The 24,607-nt window shown below is 32.4% G+C and carries 23 protein-coding genes; 17 read left to right on the forward strand and 6 right to left on the reverse strand.

Features of this window, described 5'->3' with window-relative positions; translation table 11 throughout:
• Window positions 1-185: 185 nt before the first annotated feature.
• From ACIQ66_RS00080 to ACIQ66_RS00090, 3 genes are all read left to right on the forward strand, one after another.
• On the forward strand, window positions 186-1,136 hold the full coding sequence (locus ACIQ66_RS00080; protein ID WP_396210778.1) for a 2-hydroxyacid dehydrogenase: 951 nt from the start codon (window positions 186-188) through the stop codon (window positions 1,134-1,136).
• Window positions 1,137-1,256: 120 nt separating this feature from the next.
• The gene (locus ACIQ66_RS00085; RefSeq protein WP_396210779.1) at window positions 1,257-1,661 is read left to right on the forward strand and encodes a DUF805 domain-containing protein; all 405 of its coding nucleotides are present in this window, start codon (window positions 1,257-1,259) and stop codon (window positions 1,659-1,661) included.
• 32 nt (window positions 1,662-1,693) lie between these two features.
• Window positions 1,694-1,978 carry a TM2 domain-containing protein gene (locus tag ACIQ66_RS00090; protein ID WP_396210780.1) on the forward strand — a complete coding sequence of 95 codons (285 nt, stop codon included), beginning with the start codon at window positions 1,694-1,696 and terminating at the stop codon, window positions 1,976-1,978.
• Between the two features lie 79 nt (window positions 1,979-2,057).
• Here the strand turns inward: ACIQ66_RS00090 and ACIQ66_RS00095 are convergent, their stop codons facing one another.
• Window positions 2,058-3,857, reverse strand: coding sequence for a GNAT family N-acyltransferase (locus tag ACIQ66_RS00095; protein ID WP_396210781.1), 1,800 nt, complete (start codon window positions 3,855-3,857; stop codon window positions 2,058-2,060).
• 169 nt (window positions 3,858-4,026) lie between these two features.
• On the opposite strand from ACIQ66_RS00095, the gene ACIQ66_RS00100 reads away from it, so the two are divergent.
• Window positions 4,027-4,788, forward strand: coding sequence for an exodeoxyribonuclease III (locus ACIQ66_RS00100; RefSeq protein ID WP_396210782.1), 762 nt, complete (start codon window positions 4,027-4,029; stop codon window positions 4,786-4,788).
• A 95-nt stretch (window positions 4,789-4,883) separates the two neighbouring features.
• Window positions 4,884-5,846, forward strand: coding sequence for an OmpA family protein (locus ACIQ66_RS00105; protein WP_396210783.1), 963 nt, complete (start codon window positions 4,884-4,886; stop codon window positions 5,844-5,846).
• Between the two features lie 69 nt (window positions 5,847-5,915).
• On the opposite strand, the gene ACIQ66_RS00110 is transcribed toward ACIQ66_RS00105, so the two are convergent.
• Entirely contained in the window at window positions 5,916-7,460 is a 1,545-nt protein-coding gene (locus ACIQ66_RS00110) for an Rne/Rng family ribonuclease (RefSeq protein ID WP_396210784.1), read from the reverse strand.
• A 377-nt stretch (window positions 7,461-7,837) separates the two neighbouring features.
• On the reverse strand, window positions 7,838-8,128 hold the full coding sequence (locus ACIQ66_RS00115; protein WP_166333787.1) for an HU family DNA-binding protein: 291 nt from the start codon (window positions 8,126-8,128) through the stop codon (window positions 7,838-7,840).
• Window positions 8,129-8,261: 133 nt separating this feature from the next.
• Here ACIQ66_RS00115 and mutY point away from each other — a divergent pair, with 133 nt between their 5' ends.
• From mutY to ACIQ66_RS00155, 8 genes are all read left to right on the forward strand, one after another.
• Window positions 8,262-9,299 (forward strand): A/G-specific adenine glycosylase, encoded by a 1,038-nt coding sequence (mutY, locus tag ACIQ66_RS00120; RefSeq protein ID WP_396210785.1) that lies wholly within the window; start codon window positions 8,262-8,264, stop codon window positions 9,297-9,299.
• 44 nt (window positions 9,300-9,343) lie between these two features.
• A complete protein-coding gene (locus tag ACIQ66_RS00125) occupies window positions 9,344-9,763 on the forward strand; it encodes a single-stranded DNA-binding protein (protein WP_396210786.1) in 420 nt (139 codons plus the stop codon).
• A gap of 30 nt (window positions 9,764-9,793) precedes the next feature.
• A complete protein-coding gene (gldD, locus tag ACIQ66_RS00130; protein ID WP_396210787.1) occupies window positions 9,794-10,357 on the forward strand; it encodes a gliding motility lipoprotein GldD in 564 nt (187 codons plus the stop codon).
• An 89-nt stretch (window positions 10,358-10,446) separates the two neighbouring features.
• Entirely contained in the window at window positions 10,447-12,717 is a 2,271-nt protein-coding gene (locus ACIQ66_RS00135; RefSeq protein WP_396210788.1) for a T9SS type A sorting domain-containing protein, read from the forward strand.
• A gap of 40 nt (window positions 12,718-12,757) precedes the next feature.
• The gene (gene recO / locus ACIQ66_RS00140) at window positions 12,758-13,471 is read left to right on the forward strand and encodes a DNA repair protein RecO (RefSeq protein ID WP_396210789.1); all 714 of its coding nucleotides are present in this window, start codon (window positions 12,758-12,760) and stop codon (window positions 13,469-13,471) included.
• 137 nt (window positions 13,472-13,608) lie between these two features.
• Window positions 13,609-17,010 (forward strand): isoleucine--tRNA ligase, encoded by a 3,402-nt coding sequence (gene ileS, locus ACIQ66_RS00145; protein ID WP_396210790.1) that lies wholly within the window; start codon window positions 13,609-13,611, stop codon window positions 17,008-17,010.
• A gap of 7 nt (window positions 17,011-17,017) precedes the next feature.
• On the forward strand, window positions 17,018-17,398 hold the full coding sequence (locus ACIQ66_RS00150) for a TraR/DksA family transcriptional regulator (RefSeq protein WP_396210791.1): 381 nt from the start codon (window positions 17,018-17,020) through the stop codon (window positions 17,396-17,398).
• A gap of 112 nt (window positions 17,399-17,510) precedes the next feature.
• Window positions 17,511-18,122, forward strand: coding sequence for a lipoprotein signal peptidase (locus tag ACIQ66_RS00155; RefSeq protein WP_396210792.1), 612 nt, complete (start codon window positions 17,511-17,513; stop codon window positions 18,120-18,122).
• Window positions 18,123-18,125: 3 nt separating this feature from the next.
• Here the strand turns inward: ACIQ66_RS00155 and ACIQ66_RS00160 are convergent, their stop codons facing one another.
• Window positions 18,126-18,689 carry a 5-formyltetrahydrofolate cyclo-ligase gene (locus ACIQ66_RS00160; RefSeq protein ID WP_396210793.1) on the reverse strand — a complete coding sequence of 188 codons (564 nt, stop codon included), beginning with the start codon at window positions 18,687-18,689 and terminating at the stop codon, window positions 18,126-18,128.
• 213 nt (window positions 18,690-18,902) lie between these two features.
• On the opposite strand from ACIQ66_RS00160, the gene nadD reads away from it, so the two are divergent.
• Window positions 18,903-19,484 (forward strand): nicotinate (nicotinamide) nucleotide adenylyltransferase, encoded by a 582-nt coding sequence (nadD, locus tag ACIQ66_RS00165; protein WP_396210794.1) that lies wholly within the window; start codon window positions 18,903-18,905, stop codon window positions 19,482-19,484.
• Between the two features lie 73 nt (window positions 19,485-19,557).
• On the forward strand, window positions 19,558-20,724 hold the full coding sequence (locus ACIQ66_RS00170; RefSeq protein WP_396210795.1) for an iron-containing alcohol dehydrogenase: 1,167 nt from the start codon (window positions 19,558-19,560) through the stop codon (window positions 20,722-20,724).
• Between the two features lie 14 nt (window positions 20,725-20,738).
• Here the strand turns inward: ACIQ66_RS00170 and ACIQ66_RS00175 are convergent, their stop codons facing one another.
• The gene (locus tag ACIQ66_RS00175) at window positions 20,739-23,051 is read right to left on the reverse strand and encodes a M20/M25/M40 family metallo-hydrolase (RefSeq protein WP_396210796.1); all 2,313 of its coding nucleotides are present in this window, start codon (window positions 23,049-23,051) and stop codon (window positions 20,739-20,741) included.
• 49 nt (window positions 23,052-23,100) lie between these two features.
• Window positions 23,101-23,451, reverse strand: coding sequence for a hypothetical protein (locus tag ACIQ66_RS00180; protein ID WP_396210797.1), 351 nt, complete (start codon window positions 23,449-23,451; stop codon window positions 23,101-23,103).
• A gap of 396 nt (window positions 23,452-23,847) precedes the next feature.
• On the opposite strand from ACIQ66_RS00180, the gene ACIQ66_RS00185 reads away from it, so the two are divergent.
• Both ACIQ66_RS00185 and ACIQ66_RS00190 read left to right on the forward strand, forming a co-directional pair.
• Entirely contained in the window at window positions 23,848-24,171 is a 324-nt protein-coding gene (locus ACIQ66_RS00185) for a single-stranded DNA-binding protein (protein WP_396210798.1), read from the forward strand.
• A 90-nt stretch (window positions 24,172-24,261) separates the two neighbouring features.
• The gene (locus ACIQ66_RS00190; protein WP_396210799.1) at window positions 24,262-24,594 is read left to right on the forward strand and encodes a single-stranded DNA-binding protein; all 333 of its coding nucleotides are present in this window, start codon (window positions 24,262-24,264) and stop codon (window positions 24,592-24,594) included.
• The last annotated feature ends 13 nt before the right edge of the window (window positions 24,595-24,607 follow it).

Raw genomic sequence — 24,607 nt, forward strand, 5'->3', positions numbered from 1 at the left:
AGGCAGGTGGCTCGGGATTTATCAGTTATCTATTCCTGCCTGTCGGCAGACAGGTTCCTGCTACCTTTCCAAAGCTCGTCTCGTTCTTAAAAACGAGACGAGGCTTTTCCCTTGCATCAGGGCTAGTTAGTTTTTGTCTTTTTATTTGCTTTTTTTGGTATCTTAGCGGTTCATTACAGCACATTATGCATCCAAATTCAATCAAAATCCTTCATATCGATAGCAATCATCCATTGCTTTTAGAACAACTACAACAAGCTGGTTTTACAAACCATGAAGATTACAAATCAACCAAAGAAGAAATTGAAGCCAAAATTCAAGATTATACTGGAATTGTAATTCGTAGCCGATTCAAAATTGACAAAACATTTATCGACAAAGCCACTAATTTAAAGTTTATTGCTCGCGTAGGTGCAGGTTTAGAAAGCATCGATTGTGACTATGCCACAAGCAAAAATATCCATCTTATAGCTGCTCCCGAAGGCAATCGAAATGCCGTTGGCGAACACACCCTTGGAATGTTACTTTCATTATTCAACAAACTAAATCGTGCCGACAAACTAGTTCGCGAAGGAAACTGGATAAGAGAAGGAAATCGCGGTTACGAACTCGAAGGTAAAACGGTTGGTATTATAGGTTATGGAAACATGGGAAAATCATTTGCCAAAAAGATAAAAGGTTTTGATGTGACTGTTTTGTGCTATGATATTCAAGAAAATGTTGGCGATGAAAACGCACAACAAGTTTCGTTACAAGAATTACAACAAAAAGCCGATGTTATTAGTTTACATATTCCATGGACGCCAGAAACGGACAAAATGGTGGAGACCAAATTTATAAATTCATTTGCCAAACCTTTTTGGTTACTTAATACTTCCCGCGGAAAAAATGTTATTACTGCCGATATTGTAGATGCCTTAAAATCTGGAAAAATTCTTGGTGCTGGATTGGATGTTTTAGAATATGAAAAACTATCGTTTGAAAATTTATTCTTAGATTCTGAAAAACCTGCAGCCTTTCAATATCTATTGGATTCAGAAAATGTTATACTAACGCCACACATAGCCGGCTGGACTTTTGAAAGCCACGAAAAACTAGCACAAACAATAGTCGATAAAATTAAAGCCTACTTTTAATCTAAAATAAATGAACGTTTGTTAAAAATTTAACTTTTTTTTATATTTTTGAAAAACTAAATAAACTGGAGTATCCGAAAATCCATAAAGAGTAGGGCTAACCAAATAAATTAAATAATTATGATTCAATGGTACAAAAAAGTAGTTCTTGAAAACTACGCAAATTTTAATGGCAGAGCAAGAAGATCCGAATTTTGGTGGTATGCATTAGCTAACATTATTATGGCAATTATAGCCATGACACTTGATTCTGTTTTAGGAACAAACATTGAACCATTACCTTATGGCTATGCTTACATCATATACTCTTTAGCAGTATTTCTTCCTGGTCTAGCTGTTGGTGTACGACGTTTACATGATGTTGGAAAAAGTGGTTGGTTTTACTTTATTATACTTGTTCCACTTATTGGTGCAATTTGGCTTTTAGTATTATTTTTTACCGAAGGACAACATGGAGAAAACCAATATGGTCCAGATCCAAAAAATGAAAATGACGAAATCAATCAAATTGGTACTAACGAATAATTTTTATAAAAATCATATAATTAACCAAAACCATGGAAGTAACGAATCAATCAGAAAACTGGAACAAACAAACTCAACCACGGCAAGAAAATAAAAAAGTTTTAGCTGGTTTAATGGGAATATTATTTGGTCCATTGGGGATTCACAAATTTGTTCTTGGATATACACAAGAAGGAATTATCATGTTGGTTATTAGTTTGTTTAGTTGTGGTATTGCTTCAAGTCTAATCGGATTAATAGAAGGAATTATTTATCTAACTAAATCAGACGAAGAGTTTTATAACACCTATCAAGCCAACAAAAAAGGCTGGTTCTAATAAACAACAAATCCCAATTTCAAAATTGAAGTTGGGATTTTTTTATTCTATTTGATTTCTAAAATCTGAAATCTGCTAACTATTTTTCGCCTAACTTACGCTCCAATTCAGCCTGAAACTCTTCCATTACAGGTTTCATAGTGCTTTCAGGAATATCTGCAATTCGAATATACATTAATCCATCTACAGCATTATTGAAAAGTGGATCAACATTGAACGCTACTAGACGCGCATTTTGCTTAATATATTTTTTTATTAAAACAGGTAATCTTAAATTTCCAGGCTCTAATTCGTCAATAATTTTATCAAATTTATTTAAATCTGCTTCAGCTTCATCAAATATAAAGTCTTTGTCGGCATCTTTCAATTTTACTTTAAATTCTTTCTTAGGATGAACATATTGTGCAATATAAGGATCATAATAATTGGATTTCATAAATTCAATCATCAATGATTTAGAAAAATTAGAAAATTGATTGCTAATACTTACTCCGCCAAGTAAGAATTTATGTTCTGGATATCGCAAAGTAGTATGAATAATTCCTCTCCACAACAAGAAAAGTGGCATAGGTTTTTGTTGGTATTCTTTGATAATGAAAGCTCTACCCATTTCGATAGAATTTTTCATCATATCATGCAATTCCGATTCAAAACGAAAAAGATCATTCAAATAAAAACCTTCTATTCCATATTTTGGGAAAATTTCTGAACCCAATCCCATTCGGTAAGCACCTGCTATTTGATTGGTTTCGTCATCCCACAAAAACATGTGGTGGTAATATTGGTCATATTTATCTAGGTCTATTGATTCATTTGTGCCTTCACCAACTTCTCTAAAAGTGATTTCTCTTAATCTTCCAATTTCATGAAGTACATTTGGAATCATAGAAGCTTCGGTAAAGAAAACTTCGTAATTTTTACTTTGTAATAATCTAGAATCTGAATCTCTAAGTTTATTGACTTCTGCAATCATTTTTTCCTGATTGGCAGCAGTTACAATCGCTTTCGGGTTTTTTGGAATCATCAAATCTGCTTTTGAAGGCAAAAATTTAGATTCTTTTTCAAAAGGATTTGCTAGCATATAAGTTTTCTTTCTCAAAAACTCTGAATATTCTTCGATGGTTTTATGTTCATTTTGCTCAGCAACAGAAATAGGTTTCCCAATTCTAACCTTTATAATTCTATCTTTTTGAGTAAACACTTCCGAAGGTAACTTTGCAGTACGCAATGTGCCACCAATTTTAGATAAAACATAAAAAAGACGACTGTTTTTAGCGTGAAAATAAATTGGAACAACTGGAACTTGCGCTTTTCTAATCACTTTGATTGCACCTTCTTCCCAATCTTTATCAACCATTAGTTTTCCATCTTTGTAGGCAGAAACTTCACCCGCAGGAAACATTCCTAGAGGTTTTCCATCGCTCAAATGACGTAATGTTTCCTTAATTCCGATAACACTAGACTTGGCATCCTTATGATTTTCAAAAGGATTAACTGGCATTATATAAGGTTTCAAAGGAAGTATTCTGTGTAATAAAAAGTTGGCAATGATTTTAAAATTTGGCTCTCTTTCAAGCATTAATTTTAGTAGCAAAATACCATCAACTCCACCAAGCGGATGATTAGAAATAGTAATATAGGCGCCATCTTTAGGCAAACGCTTTAAATCTTCTTCTGGAATTTCAAATTTGATTTGTAAATCGTCCAAAATGGCATTTAAAAACTCAACATCATTTAAATGTTTATGTCTGTCATAAAGCTTGTTAAGCGCAGATATTTTAAGCACTTTCATCAGTAACCAGCCCGAAAAAGTCCCTAAAATCCCGTATTTATCAGTATTGATTGCTTTTGCAACTTCTTTAGCAGTAACTAACCCCATTTATTATTTTTCGTTTTTGAACAAGACACAAATATAGTAAATCTTATTGAAAGGATTTTGGCAAAATTCTATTTTAAGTAAAATAGAATAAAATTTACTATAATTTGAACAATATGCAGCAAATTATAGCCTTTTTATTTACTTTTGAAAAAACAATAATTTTTTTCAAATGAGAATCATCTCTTATAATGTAAATGGTATTCGTGCCGCCATTTCAAAAGGATTTTTAGATTGGTTACAAATGGCAAATCCAGATGTTATTTGCCTTCAAGAAATAAAAGCCAACGAAGACCAAATTCCGACAAACGAGATTACTGCTTCTGGCTATCCGTATCAATATTATTTTTCGGCAACCAAAAAAGGATATAGTGGCGTGGCAATTTTATCGAAAATTGAACCAAAAAAAATAGTTTACGGAACCGGAATTGAGCACATGGATTTTGAAGGTAGAAACATAAGAGCCGACTTTGAAGGCCTTTCTATAATGAGTTTATACTTGCCGTCAGGAACAAATATGGATAGATTAGACCATAAATTCAAGTATATGGATGATTTTCAAAACTATATAAATAATTTGAAAAAAGAAACGCCAAACCTTGTCATTTGTGGCGATTATAACATATGTCATCAAGCAATTGACATTCATGATCCGATAAGAAACGCTACCGTTTCTGGGTTTTTACCCCAAGAACGAGCATGGTTAGATGCTTTTATGAAATCAGGATTTATAGATAGTTTTCGCCATTTCAACAAAGAACCTCATAATTATTCATGGTGGAGTTATAGAGCTGGCGCAAGAGGCAATAACAAAGGTTGGCGTATCGATTACAACTTGGTTAGCGAAAACTTAAAAGACAAATTATCTAGAGCTGTAATTTTACCAGAAGCAAAACATTCTGACCATTGCCCAATATTGGTAGAAATAAGTTAAAAAATGTCAATAACAATGTCAATAACAATATTGGAATGCTTTTCAACCTATTGCTTGTTGAAGTAAATTTGTTTTACAATTAAACCTAAATAAAAATGATTAAGAAAATTTCTCTAGGATTGCTTGTTCTTTCCTTAACTACTTCATGTGTTTCTAAAAAAATATATGCTGATTTAGAAAATAAATTTACCGAACTTAAAAAAGAAAATCGAAAACTTGCCGATGAAAACGATGAGTTGAATAAATCTAAAAATCAACTTGGTTTAGACGGTGAAAATCTAAAAACTGAATTAGCAAAAACCAAAGCTGAAAGAGATAAATTGTTAGCAGATTATGCTGCTACCGATAAAAATCTTAAAACATTGCAAGCATCTTACTCGGCTTTAGAAAAAAATAGTGACGAATCGTTGCAAGCCAACATGAACAAAAATCGTGAGCTATTAGCGCAATTAGAAGCAAAAGAAAAAAAGCTTTCTGCCGAAAAAGAAAGATTAGACAAATTGAAAGCCGAATTAGATTCGAGTGCAAAACGTTTGAGCGAATTAGAAAGTTTGATTGCTACCAAAGATGCTGGCATGAAAAAACTTAAAGAAACGTTAACCAAATCGCTAAAAGCTTTTGACGGTAAAGGACTTACTGTTCACGAAAAAGATGGGAAAGTTTATGTTTCTATGGAAAATAAATTATTGTTTCAAACAGGAAGTTGGGCTGTAGGAGACGAAGGAAAAAAAGCGGTTGTTGCTGTTGCAAAAGTGCTTGGAGACAATCCCGACTTATCTGTTTTAATTGAAGGTCATACAGACAATGATAAATTTGGCGGTGCCGTTGGTGGTGTAGAAAACAACTGGGATTTATCGACAAAACGTGCTACAGCGATTGTAAACATTTTGACAGAAAACAAAAATGTGAACAAGCAAAACCTAACGGCTGCTGGTCGTGGAGAGTTTGCTCCAATTGCTTCAAATGACACCTCAGAAGGTAAAGCAAAAAACAGAAGAATTGAAATTATTCTAACTCCAAAATTGGATGAAATTTCTAAAATGTTGAATGAATTGTAATTTGATTTTTAAACAATTTTAAACATAAAAAAACCGTCTAGTTAGAAAACTAGACGGTTTTTTATTTATTTATTCTTTAATTTCATTTCCTTCTTTATCAAAAAAATGATATTCAAGATACGTGTAAGCGTCACGAGGTATTATTTTCACCCATTTTTTATGTTCAAAAAACCATTTTGAACGTAATGATGGAAATCCTTTTTTAAGATATGCTGCCACAAACGGGTGCACATTTAAAGTCACTTTTTTGTTGGCTAACAATACTCTTTCTAAATCAGAAGCTATTTTATCTATTATCAAAATTGGAGCTTCAATTTCTCCATTTTCGTTATTAGGATCTTCTTCTCTAGTTTTTATATTTACTTCTGGTCGAACTCTTTGCCTAGTAATTTGTACTAAACCAAATTTGCTCGGAGGCAATATTTTGTGTTTGGCTTTATCATCGCTCATTTCTTCTCTCAAGAAATCGAACAAGACTTTTCTATTTTCTGGATTTTGCATATCGATAAAATCGACAACGATTATGCCGCCCATATCACGCAAACGTAGTTGTCTAGCGATTTCTGCTGCTGCAATCATGTTTACTTCCATGGCTGTATCTTCTTGATTGGTAGCTTTATTAGAACGGTTACCGCTATTTACGTCTATTACGTGAAGAGCTTCGGTATGTTCAATAATAAGATAAGCTCCTTTACTCATTGATACTGTTTTACCAAATGAAGTTTTGATTTGTCTCTCTATATTGTATTTCTCAAAAATAGGCGTGTCTTTAGATTGATAAAACTTAACTATTTTTTGTTTTTCAGGAGCTATTTCTGCTAAATAGTCCTTGGTTTCGTTGTACAACTCTTCGTCATCTATCTGAATACCGCTAAAGGTATCGTTAAAAACGTCTCTAATAATAGAAGATGCTCTATTTAGCTCTCCTAAAACTTTAGACGGATGAGGAGCAGTTGGTAATTTTTTACACATCGCAGTCCATCTACTTAGTAGGTTCTGCAAATCTTTTTCTAATTCGGCTGTATTTTTGCCTTCTGCTACTGTTCTCACAATAACACCAAATCCTTTTGGTTTGATTGATTGTACTAATTTCTTAAGTCTTTCTTTTTCGCCTTTTATTTCTATTTTTTGCGAAATAGAAACTCTATCCGAAAAAGGAACTAAAACGATAAATCTTCCAGCAAGAGAAAGTTCTGCACTTATTCTTGGTCCTTTTGTAGATATCGGTTCTTTGACAACTTGTACTAAAATAGATTGATTGGCACTGAACACATCCGTGATTACGCCATCTTTATCAATCTCTTTTTCAAACTGAAAGTTTTTTAGGGAGAAATCTTTTATTTTACCTGCGCTTACAAGTTTTATGAATTTCAATTGAGAAGCTAAATTGGGACCTAAATCATGATAATGTAAAAAGGCATCTTTTTCGTAGCCAACATTTACAAAAGCAGCATTAAGTCCAGCAACTGGTTTTCTTATTTTGGCAATAAAAATATCGCCAACCTGAAAGTTGCTTGTTTCTTCTTCTTTATGTAATTCAATTAGTTTTCCATCTTTTAATAAGGCAAAATCTACGGTTTCTGAATTAGATCTAATAATTAGTTCTTTATTCACGCTGTAAATTTTTATCTGCAAGGTTAGATGTCAATTGAAAATTGAAGACTGAAAGAATTACTTCCAACTTCCAACTTCCAACTTCCAACTTTTTACAGATGGATTAAACAATTTTTAACAGGTACTTTACCCGAAGAAATCAGATTGCAAATTTTCAGGCCGCAGTGTGCAGTAAAAAACTGCTATCTGAATTCTGAAAAATACTATCTTTTTTCGTTTTCAATGAACGTTTAAAAAGAAAAAAGTAGTTTAGAACTACTTTTTCTTTTTGTGACGGTTAGCTCTCGCTCTTTTTTTACGTTTGTGCGTCGCTACCTTATGTCTTTTTCTTTTTTTACCACTTGGCATATTCGGTGATTTTAGTGATTATTACTATGTTATTTTGCTTCGTTGTTTGTTTTTACTCCTTCAACAAACACCTTAGCTGGTTTGAATGCAGGAATATTGTGAGCAGGAATTTTGATAGTCGTATTTTTAGAAATATTTCTACCTGTTTTTTCTGCTCTAGTTTTGATAATAAAGCTACCAAATCCTCTTAAGTAAACATTATCACCTGTTTCTAGAGAAGTTTTTACTTCTTCCATAAAAGATTCAACTGTTGCTTGAACATCTCCTTTTTCAAGACCTAATTTTTCTGAAATTTTCGCTACGATATCTGCTTTCGTCATTTTCGTTCGTATTTAATATTTATTTGTAATTTTTTTGAGGTTGCAAATATACAAATTAAAAAAAGAAATTATCAACCTAATTCATTAAAATTTAATCAACTAAACTTTTACATTTGTCAATCAATTTAATAAGATGCATTTTAGTAACTCATTAACGGCTTGGTATTTACAAAACAAACGCGATTTGCCATGGCGAAATACAAGTGATCCATACAAAATTTGGCTGTCAGAAATCATGCTTCAACAGACGCGAGTTGTTCAAGGATTGCCCTATTTTTTGAAATTTATTGAACGTTTTCAGACTGTTTTTGATTTAGCAAACGCTTCAGAAGAAGAAGTTTTGAAACTTTGGCAAGGATTGGGTTATTATTCTCGAGCAAGAAATTTGCATGCAACTGCTAAAATTATAGCAAATAATTATGATGGAAATTTTCCCAATAATTTTAAAGAATTACTAAAATTGAAAGGTGTTGGCGATTATACAGCCGCCGCAATTGCTTCTTTTTCATTTAATGAAGTAATTCCTGTTGTCGATGGGAATGTTTATAGAGTTTTAGCTCGTTATTTTGATATAGAAACCAACATTGCGCTTCCAAAAGCTAAAAAAGAGTTTTTTGAATTGGCATCAGAATTAATTTCGAGAGAAAATCCAGCTTTGTTCAATCAAGCAATAATGGAATTTGGAGCATTGCAATGTGTTCCTCAAAATCCTGATTGTTCAAAATGTGTTTTAAATTCGAGTTGTTTGGCTTTGCAAAAAAAGAAAGTAAGGCAGCTCCCAATAAAAGTAAAGACTTTAAAAATCACACATCGCTACCTTAATTATTTAGTAGTAGAAGATGAAGATCAAAAAACAGTAGTTTCAAAAAGAGATAAAAAAGGAATTTGGCATAATTTATACGAATTTCCATTAATAGAAACAGACAATGAAGTTGTTACAGAATATATTTATGAAAAAATAAATGAGACATTATTAATAGGAAATAAAATTATTTCAATAACCGAAATAAATGAAAATAAAGTTCTTCATAAGTTGTCGCATCAAACATTGCATATCAAATTTTGGAAAATTTTAGTTAATGGTAAAATTGCAAATGGGATTAGTTATAATGAGCTAATAAAATTCCCTTTTCCGATAGTGATTTATAATTTTATTGAAAAGCATTGGTAAATTTCTATAAAAATTGTATTTTTGAATTCATAAATTTTAGAGTTATGCACGGAACATTAAATAAAGTAATGCTAATAGGTCATTTGGGCGACGATATAAAGATGCACTATTTTGAAGGAGGCAACTGTATTGGCAGATTCCCATTGGCCACTAATGAAGTTTATGTGAATAAGACTACAAATGAAAAAATCACATCTACCGAATGGCATAATCTTGTAGTTAGAAATAAAGCTGCAGAAATATGTGAAAAATATCTATCAAAAGGTGACAAAATATATATAGAAGGGCGCATTAAATCTCGTCAATGGCAAGCTGAAGATGGAACTACTAAGTATACAACTGAAATTCAGGTAACAGAGTTTACATTTTTAACTGTAAAAAAAGATGCCGATTCTAACAAAACACCTGAACTAAAAAGCAATAGTCAAGATTCACATTTGCCAGAAAATGATATGCCTTATTAAATTGCATTTCATCACTATTCTAAACTTATAATGTTAAAAAAAATAATTCCTTTTTTAGTCTTAACTAGTGTCTTTTTTTCAATTTTTGGTTGCAAAGATGATGTTTTACCAAAACCATCCAGTCATTTACGACTAGATTATCCAGTGGCTGAATATGTGCCTTTTGAAAATAGTTGTCCGTTCACATTTGATTTGAATACTGATGCTGTTATTAAAGAAAAAACACCTTGTAACTTTGAGATTAATTATCCCAAAATGAAGGCTACTATCTATATAACTTACAAGCCAATCAACAATAATTTGAAACTCCTACTTCGTGATGCACAAAAACTTACATACGAACATGTAATAAAAGCCGACGCAATTACAGATCAACCGTTTATTAATGAGAATAATAAAGTTTATGGAATGTTTTATCAAGTAAATGGAAATGCTGCAACAAATGCACAATTTTATGCAACTGATAGTACAAAAAACTTTATAGATTGCTCGCTTTATTTTTATGCAAAACCTAACTTCGACTCTATTTATCCAGCGGTAAATTATGTTAAAAATGATATGCGAAGACTAATGGAAAGCCTAAATTGGAAGTAAAAAAGTTCGCTAAATCTTCTTCAAATTATATTAAAAAGCAAAATTTTTCGTTTTACACTATATTTGTATTCCAAAATTGCACTTGCTCAATGAAAAAAAAAATTGCTTTACTTTTTTTACTTACTTTTTCAACTGTTTTCTCTCAGAGTCAACAGTTATGGAAAGGTTATTTTTCTTATAATGAAATTAAAGATCTTTCTGAAAGTCCAGATAAAATTTACGCCGCTAGCGAAAATGCATTATTTACCAAAAACAATTTAAGTGGCGAAGTTAAAACCTACACTACAATTGATGGTTTATCTGGGCAAACAATTTCGGCAATTTATCACAGTGAAACGTCCAAAAAAACAATCTTTGGTTACGAAAATGGATTGATGGTTGTAAGAAACGAAATAAATGGTTCTATATTAAATGTGGTTGATATACTAAACAAAGCTATTCCTCAAAATATAAAAAAAGTCAATCATTTCATGGAATATCAAGGCATTCTTTATGTTTCATGCGATTTTGGAATTGTTCAATATAATTTAGCAACACTTCAATTTGGCGACACTTATTTTATAGGAAACGGCGGAAGTCAAATCATTGTAAATCAAACTACTGTTTTTGAAGACAAAATATATGCAGCAACACAAAACTTCGGGATTAGAAATGCTTCTATTTCTAATGCTAACCTAAACGACTTCAACCAATGGACAACAATGGATGGGAATGGATGGAAAGGAATTGTAAGTTTTGATGATAAATTACTCGCAATTACTTTAAATGGAAATATTCAAAAATTGCAAAGTGGTGTATTTGTAAATCAAAATTCTATAGCACAAAATCCAGTTGATTTTAGAGTAAATGACAATCATTTAATTGCAACAACACAAAATCATGTTTATGTTTACAATTCCAATTTGAGTCAAATTTTAGATATAAATAGCACTCAAATTGCTACTGAAAACAGTGTTGTTTTTTCTTGTGGGACAGTAATTAAAGAAAAAGTGTTTGTTGGAACTAAAGAAAATGGAGTGCTTTTAACATCAATCAATAACGGAGCAAATTTTGAATCTATACAACCTGATGGCCCGTCACAAAACACAATTTTTTCTGTAACTAACAACTCTAAAACTATTTGGATACTTTATGGTGGCCATACAGAACAATATATTCCATTTTACAAACTAAAAGGATTTGACAAGTATTCTGTTGAGACAGGTTGGAAAAGTTTTTCGGTTTCACAAACTAATAATTCACTAGATCTAACGAGAGTTACTATTAACCCTAGTAATCCTAAACAATATTTCATTAGTTCATATTATTCAGGCCTATTAAAGTATGATAATGATGTTTTATTAACTCAATATACAACCCTCAATAGTGGCTTGGAATCTTTAACTGCAAATTCAAATAATGACATTAGAATAGAACAAAGCGCTTTTGATTCCAACGGAAACCTTTGGATGACAAATGGCTTTATTAATAAGGCCATCAAAGTATTAAAAACAAATGGACAATGGCAAAGTTATAGTGTAGAAGGTGTTACTATATCCAAACGTTTTGGAAGAATGGTAATTGATAAAAACAACACTAAATGGATAACTTCAAGACAAGATGGGATACTAGGATTTAATGAAGCTGGTGGAACAAAATTTATTAAAATATCCGATGGGTCAAATGGCAATCTACCTGTTGTAACAACTCAAGCTATAGCTGTTGACAACAGAGGTCAACTATGGATTGGAACAACTAGTGGATTAAGAATATTGTCAAGTGTCGATAGTTTTTTAACCAATACAACATTATCAACTGAAGCCATCATTATCCTTGAAGACGGACTAGCACAAGAGCTTTTATTTGAACAAAATATAACAGATATAGTTGTTGATGGCGCAAATAATAAATGGATTGCAACATCAGATGCTGGGGTTTTTCAGGTGTCTCCTGATGGTCAAAAAACACTTCAGCATTTTACAACTACTAACTCTCCTTTGCCAAGCAATACAATCAATGATATAGAAATTGATTCTATTACAGGTGAAGTTTACATAGCAACAAATAAAGGAATGATTTCCTTTAAAGGTATAGCAACAGATGCGAGTGAAAATCTTGAAAATGTATATATTTATCCAAATCCTGTTCGTCCTGAATATACCGGAACTGTTAAAATTAGTGGTTTACTTGATAAAGCTACCGTAAAAATAACCGATATTGGTGGAAATCTAGTACATGAGACTACATCAGAAGGCGGAACAATAGAATGGGATACAACTGCTTTTAGCAAATATAAAGTAGCATCGGGAGTTTATATGGTGTTTATTTCTGCCAAAGATGGTGTTGAAACCAAGGTAAAAAAAGTTATGATTATTCGATAATGATTTGTCACGCTTAGTACATTCGAAGTACTTTTATTTTATGCTAATTAAAACCAAAGCAATAGTAATTTCTTCTATAAAATTTCAAGAAAAAAGCTTGATTGTAAAATGTTTTACACAAAGTGACGGATTAAAAAGTTACTTTGTTCAAAGCGCATATTCTGGAAAAAAATCCAATCAAAAAATTGCCTATTTTCAACCTCTAACTTTACTTGAAATTGAAGCCAATCACAAGAATAAAGGAACCTTAGAACATTTTAAAGAAATAAAATTAGCAACTGCCTATCAAACTATAAATACGGATGTTGTAAAAAGTACTATTGTAATTTTCTTATCCGAAATGTTACACCATAGCATCCACGAAGAAGAAAAAAACGAAGATTTGTTTACCTTCCTTGAAACGGCTTTAATTTGGTTAGATACTCACGAAGAAACCTCCAATTTTCATTTAATTTTACTGCTAGAAACAACAAAATTCCTTGGGTTTTATCCTGATAATTCAGAAACAGAATTTAATTTTTTCGAAATGACCGAAGGCATTTTTTCGCCCTTTCAAGGAATAAGTTGTCTTTCGGAACACGAAACTTTTTTATTCAAAAAACTAATCAATCTAAAATTTGATTCTAATCAAAAAGTCTTCGCTGGAATTGAACGTCAAATTCTTCTAAAAATACTATTAGATTACTATTCCATTCACCTTGACGGATTCAAAAAACCAAAATCTTTAGACGTTTTAAAAGAAGTTTTTTTATAAAATCTAACCACAAAATACACAAAGCTCTGAGAAACTTGTGGTTAAATTTTCTTGCGCAATCGCAAAAACTCATAACTCATAACTCATAACTCACAACTATTTATTACTTTCGCAAACTGATTTAAGATTTCGACAAAATGAGCACAAAATTTACTGAATACAAAGGACTTGACTTGCCAACAGTTGCATCAGAAGTTCTTGATTTTTGGAAGAAAAACAACATTTTTGAACAAAGTGTAACTTCGCGTGAAGGCAACCAACCGTATGTGTTTTTTGAAGGACCACCTTCGGCAAACGGATTACCAGGAATTCACCACGTGATGGCGCGTGCTATTAAAGATATTTTTTGTCGCTATAAAACTCAAAAAGGTTTTCAAGTAAAACGTAAAGCAGGTTGGGATACTCACGGTTTACCAGTAGAACTTGGGACTGAAAAAGAATTAGGAATTACCAAAGAAGACATCGGAAAAACTATTTCGGTAGAAGAATACAACGAAGCGTGTAAAAAAACCGTGATGCGATACACCGACGTGTGGAACGATTTAACCGAAAAAATGGGGTATTGGGTAGATATGGAAGATCCATATGTGACTTATAAATCCAAATATATGGAAACTGTTTGGTGGTTGTTGAAACAAATTTACAACAAAGATTTACTATACAAAGGTTACACCATACAACCGTATTCGCCAAAAGCAGGTACAGGTTTATCTTCACACGAAGTAAATCAGCCTGGTTCGTATCGTGATGTTACGGATACAACTGTAGTAGCGCAATTTAAAATCAAAAATGAAACGTTACCAAACTTTTTACAAGGTTTTGGAGATGTTCATATTTTAGCTTGGACAACAACTCCTTGGACTTTACCATCAAATACCGCTTTGACAGTTGGTCCAAAAATTGACTATGTTTTAGTACAAACATTTAATCAATATACTTTTGAGCCTGTAAATGTTATTTTAGCTAAGAATTTAGTAGGAAAACAATTTGGAAAAGGATTTTTTGCCTCTGTTGAACCTTCTGATTTTGAAAATTTTAAAGAAGGTGATAAAAGTATTCCTTATCAAATTCTAGCTGAATGCAAAGGTGCTGACTTAGTAGGAATTTGCTACGAACAATTAATGCCATTAGCATTACCGTATCAAAACCCTGAAAATGCGTTTAGAGTAATTGCTGGAGATTTCGTAACTACAGAAGATGGAACTGGAATTGTACACACAGCTCCAACTTTTGGTGCAGATGATGCTAAAGTTGCAAAAGAAGCAATGCCTGAAGTTCCGCCAATGTTGGTTTTAGACGAAAACGGAAATCCTGTTCCTTTAGTTGATTTACAAGGTAAATTCATTCAAGGTTTAGGAAATTATTCTGGAAAATACGTTAAAAACGAATATTACAACGATGGCGAAGCACCTGAACGCTCTGCCGACGTTGAAATTGCTATTCAATTAAAAGAAGAAAATAAAGCTTTCAAAGTTGAAAAATATGTGCACAGTTACCCACATTGTTGGAGAACTGACAAACCAATTTTATATTATCCATTAGATTCTTGGTTCATCAAAGTAACCGAAATCAAAGACAGAATGTTCAATTTGAACGAAACCATCAACTGGAAACCCAAAGCAACTGGCGAAGGTCGTTTTGGAAATTGGTTGAAAAATGCCAACGATTGGAACTTATCTCGTTCACGTTATTGGGGAATTCCATTGCCAATTTGGAGAACCGAAGACGGAACTGAAGAAATCCTAATCGGTTCAGTAGAAGAATTATTTGCTGAAATTGAAAAATCTATCGCAGCTGGTTTTCAATCAGAAAATCCTTTTAAAGGTTTTGTGGTTGGAAACATGAGCGAAGAAAACTACGATTTAGTTGATTTACACAAAAATGTGGTTGATAACATCGTTTTGGTATCGCCATCAGGAAAATTAATGAAACGTGAAAGTGATTTGATTGATGTTTGGTTCGATTCGGGCGCGATGCCTTATGCGCAATGGCATTATCCATTTGAAAACAAAGATTTAATTGACGAAAACAAGGCATTTCCTGCCGATTTTATTGCCGAAGGTGTTGATCAAACTCGTGGATGGTTTTATACATTACACGCCATCGGAACTTTAGTTTTTGATAAAATTGCCTATAAAAATGTAGTCTCAAATGGTTTAGTTTTGGACAAAAACGGACAAAAAATGTCTAAACGTTTAGGAAATGCGGTTGATCCATTTACAACTTTGGCAGAATATGGTCCGGATGCTACTCGTTGGTACATGATTTCGAATGCAAATCCATGGGATAACTTGAAATTTGATATCGAAGGAGTTGCAGAAGTGCGAAGAAAATTCTTCGGAACATTATATAACACCTATTCGTTCTTTAGTTTATATGCTAATATCGATGGTTTCAAATATGCAGAAGCCGAAATTCCTTTAAACGAAAGACCTGAAATTGATCGTTGGATTTTATCAGAATTACACACTTTGATAAAAACGGTTGATGAAGCTTACGCAGATTACGAGCCAACAAAAGCAGCAAGAGCTATTTCTGATTTTGTTCAAGAAAATTTAAGTAACTGGTACGTTCGTCTGTGCAGAAGACGATTCTGGAAAGGCGAATACGGAACAGATAAAATTGCAGCTTATCAAACGCTTTACACTTGTTTGTTGAATGTAGCTAAACTTTCGGCTCCGATAGCGCCATTTTTTATGGATAAACTTTACAGAGATTTAACGCTGGCAACATCGACAGAAAAATCAAACAGTGTACATTTGGCCCTGTTTCCAGTTTCGGTTGAAAACTTTGTTGATAAATCGTTAGAGAGCAAAATGATGAAAGCACAAACAGTTTCATCACTAGTTTTATCGCTTCGTAAAAAGGAAATGATAAAAGTGCGTCAACCTTTGCAAAAGGTTATGATTCCTATACTTGACGAAAATCAACGTGCTGAAATAGAGGCAGTTTCTGACCTAATAAAAGCAGAAGTAAACGTTAAAGAAATTGAACTTTTAGACGATGCATCGGGTGTATTAGTGAAACAAATTAAGCCAAATTTCAAAGCGTTAGGACCGCGTTTCGGTAAAGATATGAACTTGATTTCTAGTGAGATACAAAAATTTTCACAAGAACAAATCAACGAAATTGATGCTAAAGGTGAGTTATCGCTTGTTATTTCAGGAAATAGTATAATTTTAACATCCCAAGACGTCGAAATATCTTCACAAGATATTCCAGGTTGGTTGGTTGCAAATTCTAACGGAATTACAGTTGCATTAGATATCACAATTTCTGAAGAATTGAAACAAGAAGGAATTGCAAGAGAATTAGTAAACAGAATTCAAAATATTAGAAAAGATTCTGGTTTTGAAGTAACAGATAAAATTAAAGTTCAAGTTCAACGAAATGGAGAATTAGAACAAGCAATAAAAAATAACGAAAACTATATCAAAGACGAAACATTAACAGAAGAATTAAATTTTACTGATAATTTAGAAAATGGTATAGAAATTGAGTTTGATGAGATAAAAACAAGAATATTAATTTCAAAATAGTACAAAGATGATTGAAGAAATGATGAGATACTCTGATGCTGATTTAGCAGAGTTTAAAGAAATTATCTTAAATAAAATTGAGAAAGCACAAAATGATTTAGAATTAATCAAAAGTGCTTACATGAATGATTTGAATAATGGAACCGACGATACGTCACCAACATTCAAAGCATTTGAGGAAGGAAGCGAAACAATGAGTAAAGAAGCGAATTCACAATTAGCCATTCGTCAAGAAAAATTCATTCGTGACCTTAAAAATGCACTTTTCCGTGTGGAAAATAAAACGTACGGTGTTTGTAAAGTAAGCGGAAAATTAATCGGTAAAGAAAGATTAAAAATCGTTCCTCATGCAACAATGAGTATCGAAGCTAAAAATATGCAACGATAATAGTTTGAAAAAACAAATTACGCAATTCCAAATTCCATTCTTTTAATTAAATTTTGGGATTTGGAATTTCTTTTTTGGAATTTAATTACTTTTGCAAACAAATTTTATATAAATGAGACTTACAAAAGCCTATTTCTTTATTGTTTTTATATTAATCATCGATCAATTTTCAAAAGTATTTGTCAAAACTAACTTTATTCTGGGTGAAGATGTTGAAGTATTTCGTTGGTTTAAAATTCTTTTTATTGAAAACGAAGGAATGGCTTGGGGAACAAAAATACCTGGTGAATACGGTAAATTATTCTTAACTCTTTTCCGTTTAGTAGCTATTTCTGGAATTGGCTATTGGCTTTGGAAAGCAGAAAGAGAAAATGGCTCAAATTACTTGCTTGTTGCCATTTCATTAATATTTGCTGGAGCTCTAGGAAACATAATTGATTCAGTATTTTATGGAGTTATTTTCAATGATAGCCATCATCAATTAGCTACTTTTAATAACCCAAATCCATATGGAACGTGGTTTCATGGTAAAGTAGTCGATATGTTTTACTTTCCAATTTGGCAAGGAACTTTACCAAGTTGGATTCCTGTTTGGGGCGGAAAACCATTTACTTTTTTCAACGCAATCTTTAACGTAGCTGATTTTGCAATTTCGACTGGTGTTGGAATTTTAATTTTCTTCAACAAAAAAGCATTCGGAGAAAAACATTATTGGGCAAATTAATTCCTAAAAAGAAATAATTCTATTTGGAGTTATGCAAAAGTCCAGTTTGATATCTGTAACCGAAATATCTTCAATAGTTTCTTCTGATTCAAAGAAAGAGAAGCCGATTTTAATGGTTTCAGGATTACATTTTGAAAGAAATTTGTCATAAAATCCTTTACCATAACCTACTCTATTTCCTTTTTCATCATAAGCTAAAAGTGGAACAAATACTACTTCAATTTTAGAAACAGGCACTTCAATTCCATCTATTGGTTCTGCAATATTGTAGTTGTTTTTTTTGAATTTGGTATTATCGGTTAGCAGATAATGTGTCATTTCAAACGTTGCAAAATCACTTTTTGAAACCACAATTTCTTTGTCTTTTCCAGCTAAAACTTGCAGGATAAATTCAGTATCAACTTCTTTTTGTTCTTCTATAGTTAGAAATAAATGAAAATAGGTTTTACTCCACAAATCCATTTTTATCAAATGATTCGCAATTGCAAGGCTTTTTTCTTCAATTTCGTTGACCGAAAATGACTCACGCAACGATTTATATTTTTTTCTTAACTCCAATTTTGTCATGATTTGAACTTCTTATTCCAAACAAAAGTAAAGAATCATTTTTATACAAATCTATTTTTATATTTTTGATAAAAAAAAAGACACAAATTTCACAAATTAACACAAATTGTAATCAAACTAAACCGAATACACGAATTTTGAATTAGTGAAATTGAAACAGTAAATAATTGGTGTAAATTTGTGCCATTAGTGTAAAACTCAATTTAAGTAAAAATGAAAATCGGACTCTATTTTGGAACTTTCAACCCAATTCATATTGGGCATTTGATTATCGCCAATCACATGGCAGAACATTCCGATTTAGAACAAATTTGGATGGTCGTAACGCCACACAATCCGCTGAAGCAAAAAAACACCTTACTCGATGATTTCCAACGATTGCATTTGGTGTTTTTAGCAACTGAAGAGTATTCAAAAATAAAACCTTCTGATATTGAATTCAAATTATCACAACCTAATTATACCGTAAATACATTAGCGCATCTTAAAGACAAATTTCCGCAACATGAGTTTTCCCTAATTATGGGTGAAGACAATCTGAATTCGCTTCATAAATGGAAAAACTATGAATTCATTTTAGACAATCACGATATTTATATTTATCCAAGAATTTCAGAAGAAGCAGAAAATTTAGACTTGAAAAAACATCCAAGAATTCACAAGATAGATGCTCCGATTGTTGAAATATCATCAACTTTTATTAGAGAAAACATCAAAAACAAAAAAAACATAAAACCATTATTGTCCGAAAAAGTTTGGGAATATGTGGATCATAATAATTTTTATAAGAAGTAAAATAACTTAACATTCCTTTACCACTTGTTCCAGTAAGCGTTTTGTAACTTTGTAATCTAAATACAAACTACTTATGCTTAACTTCGAATTATACAATCCTGTAAATTATATTTTTGGTAAAGACCAAATCGCTAAACTTTCTGAACTTGTTCCTGCTAACAGCAAAGTGCTTATGGCTTTTGGTGGTGGAAGCATTTTCAAAAATGGTGTTTATGAGCAAGTTAAAAACGCTTTAAAAGGTTTTGAAATCGTTGAATTTGGTGGCATTGAACCCAATCCAAGATTTGAAACTTTGATGAAAGCCGTTCAAATAATTCGAGAACAAAAAATCGATTTTATCCTAGCAGTTGGTGGTGGAAGTGTTATTGATGGCGTGAAATTTATTTCGGCTGCTGTCAATTTTGATGGAAATGAAGAAGACATTCTTAGAAAAAGAATTTTATTTAAAGATACTAAAGCCGTTGTTCCGTTTGGAACGGTTTTAACTTTGCCAGCAACAGGTTCCGAAATGAATTCTGGTGCTGTTGTAACTATAGAAGCGACACAAGAAAAACTAACGCTTGGCGGAAGCGCATTATTTCCAAGATTTTCTATTGTTGATCCAACCGTAATTACTTCGTTACCAAAAAGACAGCTTCAAAATGGTGTTGTGGATGCCTTTACACACGTTATGGAACAATATTTAACGTTTCCTCACGATGCACTTTTACAAGATAGATTAGCAGAAAGTATTTTAAAAACTTTAATAGAAGTTGGTCCAAGTGTCGTAGAAAATCCTGGTGATTACAAATTGGCTTCTAATTTTGTTTGGTGCGCTACAATGGCATTGAACGGTTTGATTCAAAAAGGTGTTCCTTCTGATTGGGCAACACACATGATTGGTCACGAATTAACCGCTTTATACGAAATCGACCACGCTAGAACATTGGCGATTATCGGTCCAAACTTATACAAAGTAATGTTTGAAACCAAAAAAGACAAACTAGCACAATACGGTGAAAGAGTTTGGAATATTTCAAGAAACACAGTCGATGAAACGGCACATCAAGCTATTGAAAAAACAATAGAATTTTTCCACATAATGGGAATGAAAACCAAAATCTCTGAAAACGCCGAAAACATTGAAAATACAGCCGATTTTATTGTAAATCGTTTTGAAGAAAGAGGTTGGAAAGGTTTAGGCGAAAAACAAAATATCACTTTAGAAAAAGTACGTGAAATTGTCGAGATGAGCTATTAATTTTAATAATTCGATTACTCAACAATTTCAACTATTGGCGTCGGTTTTATTTTTTGCTTGATAATGACTGCGTCTGTTAATACAAAAGGCGTTGGAATCATCCAATTGCGTCTTTTTGCCATGCTAAATTGCGGATTGGTCATTAAATCGAACGAACTTTCAACCAAATTCATGTCTAATTTTTCCGAACTAGAAATCGAAAATTGAAGTTCAAGCGGTATATCATCTACCACATAATAACTCAACATTTTATTGCTAACTTTTCCAGAAATTTTACTTTCTAAATCAATCGATTTTACACCGTTTGCTTTCAAATTTGTAATTTCAGAATTAGAAAAAATGTCGTAACGATTTACTTTTCTATTAGGAGTAATCACAATTTTCAAATAACGTCGGCTTCCTATTGTTGAATCTTTTAAAAATTCAATGGTTGGTTTTGCTACATTCTTAACTTCGGCATTAGCCATAAAAGTATATTGTGAACCGTATTTACTGTACATTTTATTGGTGTTTAATGATTTGGCATCTTTTGGTTTTTCACCTAAATATCCTTTTGTCCATTCGTCTAAATTGGTGTCATAAGTTGCCCAATTTGCTTTATTTGTATCTGCGTTTAAAACATAAACCAAACTATTCGGTTTTGCTTTTCCATAAACATATCCTGATGATTGATGCGCTTTTACAAACAAACCTATCGAAAGAAGTAAGAACAACATTGACCAACGATTTTTATTTGTAATAGTCCCAAAAATTGGTAATAATAGTGTAAAACTTAAAACCGTCAAAACAGCACTGCCAACTAAAATTTTCAATCCTAATCCAACAGGAAACATTTGAATAAATGGTGGTAAAATTGCTAAAGTTGGTATTGCCAAAATGAGATTTAATAACCAACTCGACTTTTGCGTAAACACAAAATAAAGCAACATTATCAAACTAGAAATTACAGGAATTATCAAGAAACCTGCGCCTTTTAAATAAAATGCAATTGATGTATTAATCACCAACCAAATCAACATTGGCGCAATCATTTTATTCATTTCTGGATTTATATTTCCGCTATTTTTGTAAAAAAAGAAACAAATTGCCAAAGTCAAACTCACAAATCCGTAAATATAATCGTGACCGTTATAGGTGAATCCGTGTAAAATATCATTGTATTGTGGATATATGAAAAGAAACATTTTCCATCCAAAAAAAGTGATGCCGCCAGCTACAATAAGTGTCGCTAGAAGAGGTGAAAATCCTTTGATAATCAAATCTATTCGTAAAACTTGTTTGCCTAATCCAATAAATACTGCTCCAAAAAACAACAAAAACCCAACAATCAACATTGGAAAAATCCATGTAAATGGATAGTTTACAAATGTAAATGGAATATTGAAATAGATTTTGTCTTCGCCCGAATTCAAATTGGTCAAATCTGCATTTGAAAAATAATTAAGTAACGGAAATAAATACGTTCCTTGATGTGCCAAAGTTTTCGGATTCAAATTCTCATAAGTATCTTGCGAAGTATGATAGTCAAAATGGTCGTCAATAAAAGCAAAATTGTACCCTTGAATTTTTCCGCTTTCTCTAAAAACAGTCAAATCAGTATCATTAGGCAACATTTTATAAATACTGTACATCAACGAATTAGATGCTGGATAATCAACATTTCCATCACTAAAAGCATCTACCATTTTGGCATTTCCTTGGTTGGTCTCCATCAACATATAACTTGGCCCGCCCGAACCACGCGCTTCAAAATTTAACACCAATCCCACTTCTTTTGCCCATTTATGCTTGGTAACAAAAAGTGCAGCTCCGTTCAATCCCAATTCTTCCGCATCAGAAAATAAGATGATAATATCGTTTTTATGCTTAGTCTTGTTATGCAAAAAAGCCCGAACACTTTCCAAAATTGTTGCAACACCAGAAGCATCATCACTTGCACCTTTAGAAAAAGAATGCGGTGCTGAATCATAATGCGAAAGCAACAATAAAGCCTTTGTGTTGGCAGAACCTTTTATTTTTGTTAAAATATTTTTAGAATAAACCAACGTTCCTTTTTCAGTCATCGTAAAACCTTCTTGAAGGTTGGTTTGCAATCCTAAATCCTCCAATTCATTTACCAAATATTGAGCGACAACTTCATGATTTTTAGAACCAACATAATGCGGTTCTTTAGTCATTTGTTTCACTTTTACCAAAGCTCTTTTGGTAGAAAACTCCGAAAGTGGCGCTTCAGTAGTATCATAATCTTGTGGCATTATGAAGTAAAAGACACCTATCAAAAGTGCCAAGAGAACCAACATAGACTCAATTGAGTAATTTTTTTTCATTTATCGTAACCCTTTTATTTTGTACTTCATATATAGAACCTCGTACTTATTAATATTCTTTTTTTACCAACATATAATAATCATTTTCCAAAAAACGATAGCCTTGATCGTACACAAAATGATAAGTATTACCCGTATTTGTAGTCAACATATTGGTAAAATACTCAAAATCGAAACCTTTGCTTAGCAATTTAGTTTTGGTAATTTTCGATTTCCCATCCGGATTTGCATCCGACAAAATTCGGTAATTTTTACGCAATTTGTTATTCACATTACGCATATAATTATTGCTATCCTTGTTAATTTTGTTATTGTAAGCATTGCGACAACCATCGCTACAGAACTTTTTGTCCTCACGACCTACAATTTTTTCACCACATTCTAAACAGTTTTTGCTCATAGTTCTATATATTTTTAGGAGCGAACCTGCCTGTCGGCAGACAGGTGGCTCTGGTATTTTTGGTTACCTAATTCCTGCTTTTCGTTCTATCTCGTCCCAAAAGACGAGATGCCACTGCAAACAGGGCTAGATGGGTTTTGTCTTTTGTATTTCTTATAAATTTCTAAAAAAAATATAAAGATAATTTACCAGCCACAATTCTTTAAAAATCAAACAAATATATAAATTATTTTCCGTTTACAAACGCTTACAAACATTTACAACCGAAATTAAATGGTTATCAACCGAATAAAATTTGCAACTCGCCACAACTTTGCATCGTCGGAAATGAGAAACTGATAACTCACAACCGACAACAGATAATTAAAAATAATAACAATTAAATTTTTACACGCCATGAGAAACAAAGTACAATTAATCGGAAACGTAGGTCAAGAACCTGAAATCAAAACCTTTGAAGGTGGAAGAAAACTTGCCAGCATTACTATTGCTACAAGCGAAGTATATTACAAAGAAAACGGTGATAAAGCCGAAAAAACCGAATGGCACCGAGTAAGTGCTTGGGGAAAAACAGCCGACATTATCGAAAAATATGTAACCAAAGGAAAAGAAATTGCTATCGAAGGAAAACTAACGCACAGAAGTTATGACGACAAAGACGGAAACAAACGCTATATAACTGAAGTAGTTGCCAACGAACTAGTTTTGATGAACAAATAGTTTTCAATATCAATTGCAAAAATTAATTTCAATTGCAATGTCAAAAATCAATAATTTACATAACAAAAACAATTTTAAATTTTACACGCCATGAATGCATTAAAAAACAAAGTACAATTAATAGGACACGTAGGACAAGAACCTGAAATCAAAACTTTTGAAGGTGGAAAAAAGTTAGCAAACATTACGTTGGCTACCAATGAAAATTACACCAACAATAAAGGCGAAAAAGTGGAACAAACCGAATGGCATCGAATTACCGCATGGGGAAAACTGGCAGACTTAATAGATAAGTACGTTATAAAAGGTAAAGAAATTGCTATTGAAGGAAAACTAACGCACAGAAGTTATGACGACAAAGACGGAAACAAACGTTACATAACAGAGATTGTTGTTACAGATTTGTTGCTTTTAGGAAAATAGTCTAACGGAAAAA

The organism is Flavobacterium sp. (genome assembly GCF_044377315.1).
Classification (GTDB): domain Bacteria; phylum Bacteroidota; class Bacteroidia; order Flavobacteriales; family Flavobacteriaceae; genus Flavobacterium.

Bases quoted from the DNA above. Each gene is read 5' to 3' on its own strand.
- ACIQ66_RS00080 (WP_396210778.1), top strand. From the start codon at position 186: ATGCATCCAAATTCAATCAAAATCCTTCATATCGATAGCAATCATCCA.
- ACIQ66_RS00085 (WP_396210779.1), top strand. From the start codon at position 1,257: ATGATTCAATGGTACAAAAAAGTAGTTCTTGAAAACTACGCAAATTTT.
- ACIQ66_RS00090 (WP_396210780.1), top strand. From the start codon at position 1,694: ATGGAAGTAACGAATCAATCAGAAAACTGGAACAAACAAACTCAACCA.
- ACIQ66_RS00095 (WP_396210781.1), bottom strand. From the start codon at position 3,857: ATGGGGTTAGTTACTGCTAAAGAAGTTGCAAAAGCAATCAATACTGAT.
- ACIQ66_RS00100 (WP_396210782.1), top strand. From the start codon at position 4,027: ATGAGAATCATCTCTTATAATGTAAATGGTATTCGTGCCGCCATTTCA.
- ACIQ66_RS00105 (WP_396210783.1), top strand. From the start codon at position 4,884: ATGATTAAGAAAATTTCTCTAGGATTGCTTGTTCTTTCCTTAACTACT.
- ACIQ66_RS00115 (WP_166333787.1), bottom strand. From the start codon at position 8,128: ATGACGAAAGCAGATATCGTAGCGAAAATTTCAGAAAAATTAGGTCTT.
- mutY (WP_396210785.1), top strand. From the start codon at position 8,262: ATGCATTTTAGTAACTCATTAACGGCTTGGTATTTACAAAACAAACGC.
- ACIQ66_RS00125 (WP_396210786.1), top strand. From the start codon at position 9,344: ATGCACGGAACATTAAATAAAGTAATGCTAATAGGTCATTTGGGCGAC.
- gldD (WP_396210787.1), top strand. From the start codon at position 9,794: ATGTTAAAAAAAATAATTCCTTTTTTAGTCTTAACTAGTGTCTTTTTT.
- ACIQ66_RS00135 (WP_396210788.1), top strand. From the start codon at position 10,447: ATGAAAAAAAAAATTGCTTTACTTTTTTTACTTACTTTTTCAACTGTT.
- recO (WP_396210789.1), top strand. From the start codon at position 12,758: ATGCTAATTAAAACCAAAGCAATAGTAATTTCTTCTATAAAATTTCAA.
- ileS (WP_396210790.1), top strand. From the start codon at position 13,609: ATGAGCACAAAATTTACTGAATACAAAGGACTTGACTTGCCAACAGTT.
- ACIQ66_RS00150 (WP_396210791.1), top strand. From the start codon at position 17,018: ATGATTGAAGAAATGATGAGATACTCTGATGCTGATTTAGCAGAGTTT.
- ACIQ66_RS00155 (WP_396210792.1), top strand. From the start codon at position 17,511: ATGAGACTTACAAAAGCCTATTTCTTTATTGTTTTTATATTAATCATC.
- ACIQ66_RS00160 (WP_396210793.1), bottom strand. From the start codon at position 18,689: ATGACAAAATTGGAGTTAAGAAAAAAATATAAATCGTTGCGTGAGTCA.
- nadD (WP_396210794.1), top strand. From the start codon at position 18,903: ATGAAAATCGGACTCTATTTTGGAACTTTCAACCCAATTCATATTGGG.
- ACIQ66_RS00170 (WP_396210795.1), top strand. From the start codon at position 19,558: ATGCTTAACTTCGAATTATACAATCCTGTAAATTATATTTTTGGTAAA.
- ACIQ66_RS00175 (WP_396210796.1), bottom strand. From the start codon at position 23,051: ATGAAAAAAAATTACTCAATTGAGTCTATGTTGGTTCTCTTGGCACTT.
- ACIQ66_RS00180 (WP_396210797.1), bottom strand. From the start codon at position 23,451: ATGAGCAAAAACTGTTTAGAATGTGGTGAAAAAATTGTAGGTCGTGAG.
- ACIQ66_RS00185 (WP_396210798.1), top strand. From the start codon at position 23,848: ATGAGAAACAAAGTACAATTAATCGGAAACGTAGGTCAAGAACCTGAA.
- ACIQ66_RS00190 (WP_396210799.1), top strand. From the start codon at position 24,262: ATGAATGCATTAAAAAACAAAGTACAATTAATAGGACACGTAGGACAA.